This window comes from Mesorhizobium sp. M7A.F.Ca.CA.004.06.1.1, assembly GCF_003999135.1.
Taxonomy (GTDB): Bacteria; Pseudomonadota; Alphaproteobacteria; order Rhizobiales; family Rhizobiaceae; genus Mesorhizobium.
This window is the reverse complement of sequence record NZ_RZPQ01000243.1, coordinates 1-7471: the sequence shown is the minus strand read 5'-3', so window position 1 is coordinate 7471 and position 7471 is coordinate 1. Positions and strand designations below refer to the sequence as shown.

Here is a 7471-nt window from a genome sequence, read left to right as displayed (position 1 = left end):
GTGCAGGACGGTCCGCATGGCCGAACCCGGCTGGAACGACCTTGCCTTCACCACGGGGGTCGCCAACGTCCTGTTGGAGGCGCTCGGCTATCAGCCGCAAAGCCAGGTGCTCGGCATCAACGTCATCTACGAGGGCATGAAGAACAGGGACCTCGACCTGTTCCTGGGCTACTGGGATCCGGCCATGGTCACCTATTACGAGCCCTACAAGAAGGACGGCTCGGTCGAAAATGTGCGCGTCAATCTCGTGGGCGCCAAATACACCTTCGCCGTTCCGACCTACGCCTGGGATGCCGGCGTCAAGGACATTTCCGACCTGCACAAATTCGCCGACAAGTTCGGCAAGAAAATGTACGGCATCGAGCCCGGTTCAAACCAGTTGATGATGGACGCCATCGCCGATCCCGCCTTTGGCCTGGACGGCTGGCAAGTGGTCGAGTCCAGCGAAGCCGGCATGCTTTCCGAGGTCGGCTACGAGATCAAGGAAAAGCAGTTCATCGTCTTCCAGGGCTGGGCGCCGCATCCGATGAACACGATGTACGACTTCAAGTACCTGACCGGCGGCGACAAGTTCTTCGGCCCGAACTTCGGCGCCGCGACGGTGACGACGCAGGTGCGCAAGGGCTATCTCGAGCAATGCCCGAACGTCGCGCAATTCCTCAGGAATCTCGCCTTCGACATCGATTTCGAGAATGTCGGCATGGGCTATCTGATCAATGACGGCATGAAGCCGGAGGACGGCGCGCTGAAGGCAATCACGGCCAACAAAAGCCGCCTCGACGCCTGGCTCGCCGGCGTCACCACCTTCGACGGCCAACCCGGCCTCGCCGCGGTCAAGGAAAAGCTCGGTCTGTGAGAGCGGCGGTGCTTGATGCTTTGCCGGAGCAGGGCGCCTGGTCCGGCCGCAAGCAATTCGTCACTGTCGGCGATCTCGACATCGCCTATGTCGAGGTATCAGGCGCCGAGCCGGCACTGCTGTTGGTGCACGGCTTCACCGACACCAGCCGCAGTTTTTCGCTTCTGGCGCCATATCTGGCCGGCCGTCGTCTGATCATGCCGGATCTGCGCGGCCACGGCGCCTCGCAGGCTGGCAAGAACTGCGGCATCGCCGATCTTGCCGATGATATGGCCGGGCTGATCCAGAGTTTACAACTCGACCGACCGGTCGTCGTCGGCCATTCGCTGGGCGCCATGGTGGCTGTCGCTTTGGCTGCGGGGCACAAGGAGTTGATCGGCGGGCTGGTGGTCCTGGCCGGCACGTTGAAGCCCGATTTCGCGCCGGGTCATCCGCTGGTGGTGAGCGTCGAGGCCCTGCGCGACCCGATATCGCCGACCGATCCGTTCTATGCCTGGTGGCATGCCTGTCGTACCGACGTGCCAGCAGCCTTTCTCGCCGGCTTGGCGCAAGAGGCCTCGGCGATGCCGACCCCGCGCTGGCGCGCGATTCTCGAGGAAATCCGCCGCGCCGACCTGACCGACTCGGCACGAGTCGTGCAGGCCCGGACGCTGATCATCGCCGGCGCCTGCGACCCGCTGTTCGGCGCGGCGCACCAGCAGGCGTTGCAATCCGCTCTTGCCGAAGCCGTCTTCGTTCGGGCTGAGAGTTGTGGCCACAACCCGCATTGGGAAGATCCGGTCCTTGTCGCAAAGGCGATCATCGAGGCATTTGAAGTCTAACGCCCGACCAATGATTGCGATGTGGGCAACAGCCGCAAAGTCTCCGTTTGTTTGGTCAGGCCGAGCTGCGCGGCCTGCCAAAAATCCTGCCATGCCGGAGAAGCGGCGAGGGCGGCCTGGTGGCGGGCATGCGCCTCGGTGCTGGCAAAACCCATGACGCTGATGAAGACGTTTTCATCAGCCCGTACCGGCAGGCGCGGAAAACTGTTTTCGGCATGCTCGGTAACGAAAGCGGCGAGCAGGCGTGCGTCGGCCGTCATCAGGCACGCCGTCTCAGTCTCGAAGCGAGTGGCGAAATCAGCCTCTGTGCCGGGCTGCAAATGATGAATCTCGATGACAACGATGCCGGTCAGCGGTTTGTTTTGAATGGGCTTTTCGTCATCGGCCAGGCTTGGCCGCTGCTTGCCCGCGAGGTCGAAGCCGGCGGCGGGCCACGCCGGCTTCAGCAGCAGCACATCGTCGGAATCGATCATCGTTGCGTTGGCCGCATCGCTGTGCGCCGCCCAGACCGGCCCGCCATAAAAAGCGGCGAGAGCATTTTTCCGCGCATCCATGCCGTCGAAGCCGCGCATCCAGACGAACATGTCAGGCCGATCGAGGTCCCGGAACTGGCCGATGATGGTCATGCCGGCGTCCTCCTGGCCCTCGATCAGCCTGCCGTCGAAGATGCCGATGAGCGTGTCGCGCCGGCCAGGCTTCAGCGTGTATTGCCGAAGCTCGACGACAGGCGAAGCGAGCGCTGAGGGTTTCGTCGCGACGTTCTGGGGCAGGTTCATCCGACATTCTCCAAAACAGGGTGATCGTCCTGTTTTGTAAAACAGACCGGTTGTCCTGTTTTGTCAACATGCTAAAGTTCGGCAATGTCAGCAGAGATGACCGTCCAGCCAAAACCGCGCCCGGGAAAACGCACCAACGACCCTGAAGGCATGCGCAAGAAAGTGCTCGATGTCGCCGAGGATGCGTTCCAGGCGCGCGGCTATCACGCCTCCAGCATCGGCGACCTGATGGCGGCGGCTGATGTCAGCGGCGGCGCGCTGCATCACCACTTCCCGACCAAGAAGGCGCTGGCGCTGGCTGTGATCGACGAGCGTGTGGCGGCAGCGGTCGAAGAGACATGGATCGCGCCGGTGCTGGCGGCGGCATCGGCGCGCGAGGGCGTGCGCGCCGTGTTCGAGGCCGTGGCGGCGGAACTGGAGCAGCAGGGTTTCGTGCGCGGCTGCCCGCTCAACAATCTGGCGCACGAACTGTCGCTTGCCGATCCCGATTTCCGCCTTGCCCTTGCCGGTATCTTTGCCGGGTGGCGGCGCGCGATTGCCGACAAGCTGCGTGCCGACCAGCAGGCGGGCAAGGACGAGGGCACGGACCCCGAACGCTTCGCCGCGCTGACGGTCGCCGCCTATTCCGGGGCCATGTCGATGGCCAAGACGGCGCAGGATGCCGGTGTGCTGCGGGATTGCCTGGCGGGGCTGGAGCGCAGCGCGCCGTCGCCATCGCAGGGCGGATTGGCAGCCAGGCGACGCAACAGGATACTGCCACGGCCGAGAACCTCTTGACTTTGCGGCGCTGCGTTCTTCATCCGATGCCGGGCGAGGTGGGGAACGCCGGGCTCTGGTTCAGCTACTCGGCCAGCGGCTTGATCGTCTCGTAGCCGTTGACGGATTCCGAACCGGTGCCTTCATCGTAGCGCCGCGCGAGCGCGGCTTGCAGATCGGGCGCATAAAGGGCGGTGAATGAATCCAGCGTCTCGCCGTCGCCGTTCTTGAAGGTCTCCTTGACCGCCAGGACATTGTATTTGCAGTCGCCCAGACGGAATGTCTCCTTGCCCTTGACGACAAGGCTCAGCGTCTTTGTGCCCTTCGGCGGCTTGTTCGGCGACAACTCGACGAACTCTATCGTGGCCTTTGCCCCCGCCTTCAGCGGGAACAGCTTTCGCAGATCGGAAAACGGGATCATCGCCTGCCGGCCGGTGTCGCTGTCGCGAAACACCTCGATCAGGCCGGCGGGATGATGTCGGTTGCCAACACCTACGAATCGCAATCGCCCCAAACCCAATATCTGTTCGCCGGCCACGGGCCGAAATTCGCTCTGGATGCCGGGTCTCGCCAGAACGAAACCCTTCCTGGCGGACTTGGCATCGACGCAACCGGCGGCATGCGCGGTGCTCGCGCACAACATCGCGGCCAGGATCATGCAGATAGCTGCGGCTTTCATTTTCGTCCTCCTCCGCTCGCGCAAGCGAGACATGCCAGACCCATGGCGTCATGTCGATGATGGCGCAGAGGCGCTGGACGACCGGCTGCTGTCCATGCTGAATCAGCAGATGATGAATCGCCTTTCGACTGGATCGTTTTCCCGACGCAACTTCCTGGTACAGGCTGCGGGATTTGCCGCGGCCGGCGCCTTGCCGCGGCCGGCCTTCGGCCAGACCGGGCAACGCGTCCAGGCGATCGACGCCACCTTCCTGTTCATCGCCGATGTCCATGCCTGCCGGATGGCGAGCGGCTTGAGTCCCAACTGCCTGCAGGAAGGCAAGACCGACGCCGCGCTGCTGCGCAACGTGGCGGTGCTGAATGCGCTTGGCGACAAGGACTGGCCGGCCGAGATCAATGGCGTCGCCACCGGCCTGCGTTCCGCCGGCAAGATAGGCACGCCGCTCGGCCTCGTCGTCGGCGGCGACGTCACCGACGATGGCGGCGGCCAGATCACGCAGCCGAGCGAGGGCACCCAACTGCTCCAGTTCAGCCAGCGCTACATCCAGGGCGTCGGCCCGGATCGCGTGCACATGCCGGTCTATGTCGGGCTCGGCAACCATGATCTCGACCAGAACGGGCCGCCGCACCATGTCGACTGGTACCGGCGCGAACTGCGCGACTATGTCGAGGTCAACCATCGCGCCGGCGTGTTCTTCAAGCCGCCGGTGCCGGCCACCGACTATGATGTCGACACCGACTGCTACTCCTGGGACTGGGGCGGCCTGCATCTGATCCAGACGCATCGTTTCGCCGGCGATACCGGCCACGGCGCCGAGAGCAGCCTGCCATGGCTGAAGCAGGACCTGGCGACCTATGCGGCGGACGGCCGTCCGGTCGTCCTGTTCCAGCATTATGGCTGGGACACTTTTTCGGTGGAACGCTGGGATGCCGCCAAGAGCGACTTCGATGATGACGGCACCGGTGCGCCGCATTGGTGGAGCGAGGCCGACCGGCAGGCGTTGCTGGCGGCGCTGAAGGGCTACAATGTCGTCGGCATTTTCCACGGCCACCAGCACGAAACGCCGCTGATCTATCGCAGGGACGGGATCGACCTGTTCAAGCCGAAGGCTGCCTATATGGGCGGCTTCGCGCTGGCCAGGGTGACCAGCGACGGCATGGACGTGGTGCTGGGCGAGGCGACCGGCGATCATGGCGAGGTTGCCTTCACCAATGCTTTCAGCAAGGGCTGGAGCACATGAAAAAGGCGGCCTTCGCGGCCGCCTTTCCCTCGATAAAGCGCGTTTCTCGATGTCGGATCAGAGCGCCTTCTTGACCTTGTCCTTGACGTCGCCATAGGCCTTCTGCACCTTGCCGGCGATCCGGTCGCCCGTGCCTTCGGCCTGGGTCTGCCTGTTGCCGGTCGCCTTGCCCGCGGCTTCCTTGACCGAGCCTTTGACCTGCTTGGCCACGCCCGCAACCTGATCCTTGTTCACCATTTTTGCGCATCTCCTGGGATTTTTGAATTCAGGGGAATTCATTTGCGGGTAGCTAACGAGCCGGCGTCGGTTAGGTTCCAGGCGTCGCCCGGACGGCAGATCAGGTCGCGCGGCCGCCGCCTTGGGGCAAGGCTGGTGGGCTAGGCTGTGAACACACGTCGACCATGGATATTGGATGGCCGAGCGTGCGGGGAGAAAAATGGCAGAATTTACGCTCTATATCGGCAACAAGTGTTTCTCCTCATGGTCGCTGCGGCCATGGCTGGCGATGAGGCATCTGGAGATCCCGTTCGAGGAAGGTTTCGTGCGGCTGCGCACGCCTGAAACCTTTGCCAATCTGGCGAAAGTGTCGCCGACAGGTCAGGTGCCGGTGCTGAATCACAGTGGCAAGATCGTCTGGGAAACCCTTGCCATCCTTGAATATCTCGCCGACCTGTTTCCCGAAAAAAAGCCCTGGCCGGCCGATATCGACGCCCGTGCGCTGGCGCGTTCGGCTGCGACCGAGATGCATTCCGGCTTTCGCGAGGTTCGCTATGGCTGGCCGATGAATTTGCGTCGGCCCAAGGCCCACAAGCCGCTCGACGCCGAGGGCGAGGCGCAACGCGCCCGCATCGAGGCGCTGTGGCGCCAGTGCCGGGAAAAATACGGCAAGGGCGGCCCGTTCCTGTTCGGCCACTTCACCGCGGCCGATGCCATGTATGCGCCTGTCGTCACCCGTTTCGACACCTATGGCGGCACGCTGGCGCCGGATACGCGCGCCTATGTCGACGCCGTGCTGGCAACGCCGGCGATGCGCCACTGGTATGCCGAGGCGGCCAGGGAGACGTGGCCGGAACCCGGTCCGGACGAATAGGATCCAAACGAAAACGCCCCTCGCACCTTTTATCGTGCGGGGGGCGTCTTTGCCATCAACTGTTATTCGATTGCTCTCATGAACTGCTGATGACACCGAATAAATGCGCGTCTGCGCAGATGGTTCCTGGATGCCGGAAAACTTTTCTCAAGTTGGCGCAAGCGCGCTGTTTGGCGTCCGATTTGCCGTCATGCAAGGTTTTTGGCCAGGTGGTTTGGGAGAATTCCGCAGCTGTGGCTTTATGCAAATTTGACAGCGCGCCAAAAGAAGCCTATAAGCAAATCGTCGATATTTGTTTGACTGACTTTTGTTATCCGCGCTTTCGAGCGCGCCTTTGACGAACTTCCCACATCAAAAATCGGGACAAACGAACGTTGTGCATCCGCATGGCGTCGAATGAATATTTGCCATGGAAAGGGTTCGTCATGAGCACCGGCACAGTTAAATGGTTCAACGCCACCAAAGGTTTTGGTTTTATTCAGCCTGACGACGGCTCGGCCGACGTTTTTGTCCACATCTCGGCCGTAGAGCGCGCCGGCATGCGCGACATCGTCGAGGGCCAGAAGCTCGGCTACGAGATGGTCCGCGACAACAAGTCGGGCAAGATGTCCGCCGACCAGTTGAAGGCGGCCTGAAAAAAGAATTCAGCTCTCCCGGTGACCACGGATGTACTGGCACCGGTGAGTGGCGAATTCGGGCGCATGGCCGCGGAGACCTGAGTTTCCACGGCATATCATGCGCATGAGAAGGGCGTTCGTGCATCCCCGGGTGCATCCTTTTTGGATGTCATCTGGTTGCGCGGCGCTCCATGAAGGTCAGGCGGTGCCTGGCCTTTTTCATTTTGCGCGCCTTGCCGCCGAAAGTGCGCTGCGCGCCGGCCTGGACGTGCTAAGGGACGCTCCAGCAATTTGAATTCGCCGCGCGTATTGCTTTGTGCGTGATCCTGACCGAAGACCCGGTCTCGCTCCATCGGCACAGGCTCCTGACAGGAGAAAGATTTGACCACCAGTTCAAAGACAACCGTCGATCAGGCCGTGTCCCTGTTCAGCAAGACGCAAACCCAGTCGATGTCGCTCAACCGCATCAATTCCGAGCGCGACGCCGTCAGCGAGGCACGTGAAGCCAAGACCGCGCGTCTGCGCGAATTGCGGCTGGAGAAGGAGGCCGACGAGATGGCCGCCGCCGCCGCGCTAGCCGCTTTGCCGAAGCGGGCCGGAAGACGCTGATGGCTACCAAACGCGTACCGCCAACAC

Annotated in this window: 10 protein-coding genes; 7 read left to right on the top strand and 3 right to left on the bottom strand. The window is 62.6% G+C overall.

The window, feature by feature from the left end:
• A partial coding sequence (gene choX, locus EN906_RS16310) for a choline ABC transporter substrate-binding protein (protein ID WP_245484269.1) occupies positions 1-856 on the top strand: 856 nt, incomplete at its 5' end.
• Positions 857-864: 8 nt separating this feature from the next.
• A complete protein-coding gene (locus tag EN906_RS16305) occupies positions 865-1677 on the top strand; it encodes an alpha/beta hydrolase (protein WP_127269332.1) in 813 nt (270 codons plus the stop codon).
• Here the strand turns inward: EN906_RS16305 and EN906_RS16300 are convergent.
• A complete protein-coding gene (locus tag EN906_RS16300) occupies positions 1674-2453 on the bottom strand; it encodes an NIPSNAP family protein (protein ID WP_127269331.1) in 780 nt (259 codons plus the stop codon). The two genes, EN906_RS16305 and EN906_RS16300, sit on opposite strands and share 4 nt — an antisense overlap.
• A gap of 96 nt (positions 2454-2549) precedes the next feature.
• Here EN906_RS16300 and EN906_RS16295 point away from each other — a divergent pair, with 96 nt between their 5' ends.
• Entirely contained in the window at positions 2550-3230 is a 681-nt protein-coding gene (locus EN906_RS16295; protein WP_127269335.1) for a TetR/AcrR family transcriptional regulator, read from the top strand.
• A 64-nt stretch (positions 3231-3294) separates the two neighbouring features.
• Here EN906_RS16295 and EN906_RS37295 read toward each other — a convergent pair whose 3' ends face one another.
• On the bottom strand, positions 3295-3888 hold the full coding sequence (locus tag EN906_RS37295) for a hypothetical protein (protein ID WP_164777199.1): 594 nt from the start codon (positions 3886-3888) through the stop codon (positions 3295-3297).
• Positions 3889-3997: 109 nt separating this feature from the next.
• Between EN906_RS37295 and EN906_RS16285 the strand changes: the two genes are divergently transcribed.
• Positions 3998-5128, top strand: coding sequence for a metallophosphoesterase (locus EN906_RS16285; protein WP_164752202.1), 1131 nt, complete (start codon positions 3998-4000; stop codon positions 5126-5128).
• Positions 5129-5185: 57 nt separating this feature from the next.
• Here EN906_RS16285 and EN906_RS16280 read toward each other — a convergent pair whose 3' ends face one another.
• Positions 5186-5365 carry a CsbD family protein gene (locus EN906_RS16280; protein ID WP_027037831.1) on the bottom strand — a complete coding sequence of 60 codons (180 nt, stop codon included), beginning with the start codon at positions 5363-5365 and terminating at the stop codon, positions 5186-5188.
• A 199-nt stretch (positions 5366-5564) separates the two neighbouring features.
• Here EN906_RS16280 and EN906_RS16275 point away from each other — a divergent pair, with 199 nt between their 5' ends.
• The 3 genes from EN906_RS16275 (at position 5565) to EN906_RS16265 (ending at position 7444) form a co-directional block, all read left to right on the top strand.
• Entirely contained in the window at positions 5565-6218 is a 654-nt protein-coding gene (locus EN906_RS16275) for a glutathione S-transferase family protein (RefSeq protein ID WP_164749554.1), read from the top strand.
• 425 nt (positions 6219-6643) lie between these two features.
• Positions 6644-6853, top strand: coding sequence for a cold-shock protein (locus EN906_RS16270; protein ID WP_010915421.1), 210 nt, complete (start codon positions 6644-6646; stop codon positions 6851-6853).
• A 363-nt stretch (positions 6854-7216) separates the two neighbouring features.
• The gene (locus EN906_RS16265; protein ID WP_013532399.1) at positions 7217-7444 is read left to right on the top strand and encodes a hypothetical protein; all 228 of its coding nucleotides are present in this window, start codon (positions 7217-7219) and stop codon (positions 7442-7444) included.
• Positions 7445-7471 lie beyond the last annotated feature (27 nt).

What these genes read in the sequence shown, in the direction of transcription:
- EN906_RS16300 (WP_127269331.1), bottom strand. Translation starts at nt 2,453, where the DNA reads ATGAACCTGCCCCAGAACGTCGCGACGAAACCCTCAGCGCTCGCTTCG.
- EN906_RS37295 (WP_164777199.1), bottom strand. Translation starts at nt 3,888, where the DNA reads ATGAAAGCCGCAGCTATCTGCATGATCCTGGCCGCGATGTTGTGCGCG.
- EN906_RS16270 (WP_010915421.1), top strand. Translation starts at nt 6,644, where the DNA reads ATGAGCACCGGCACAGTTAAATGGTTCAACGCCACCAAAGGTTTTGGT.
- EN906_RS16275 (WP_164749554.1), top strand. Translation starts at nt 5,565, where the DNA reads ATGGCAGAATTTACGCTCTATATCGGCAACAAGTGTTTCTCCTCATGG.
- EN906_RS16280 (WP_027037831.1), bottom strand. Translation starts at nt 5,365, where the DNA reads ATGGTGAACAAGGATCAGGTTGCGGGCGTGGCCAAGCAGGTCAAAGGC.
- EN906_RS16295 (WP_127269335.1), top strand. Translation starts at nt 2,550, where the DNA reads ATGACCGTCCAGCCAAAACCGCGCCCGGGAAAACGCACCAACGACCCT.
- EN906_RS16285 (WP_164752202.1), top strand. Translation starts at nt 3,998, where the DNA reads ATGATGAATCGCCTTTCGACTGGATCGTTTTCCCGACGCAACTTCCTG.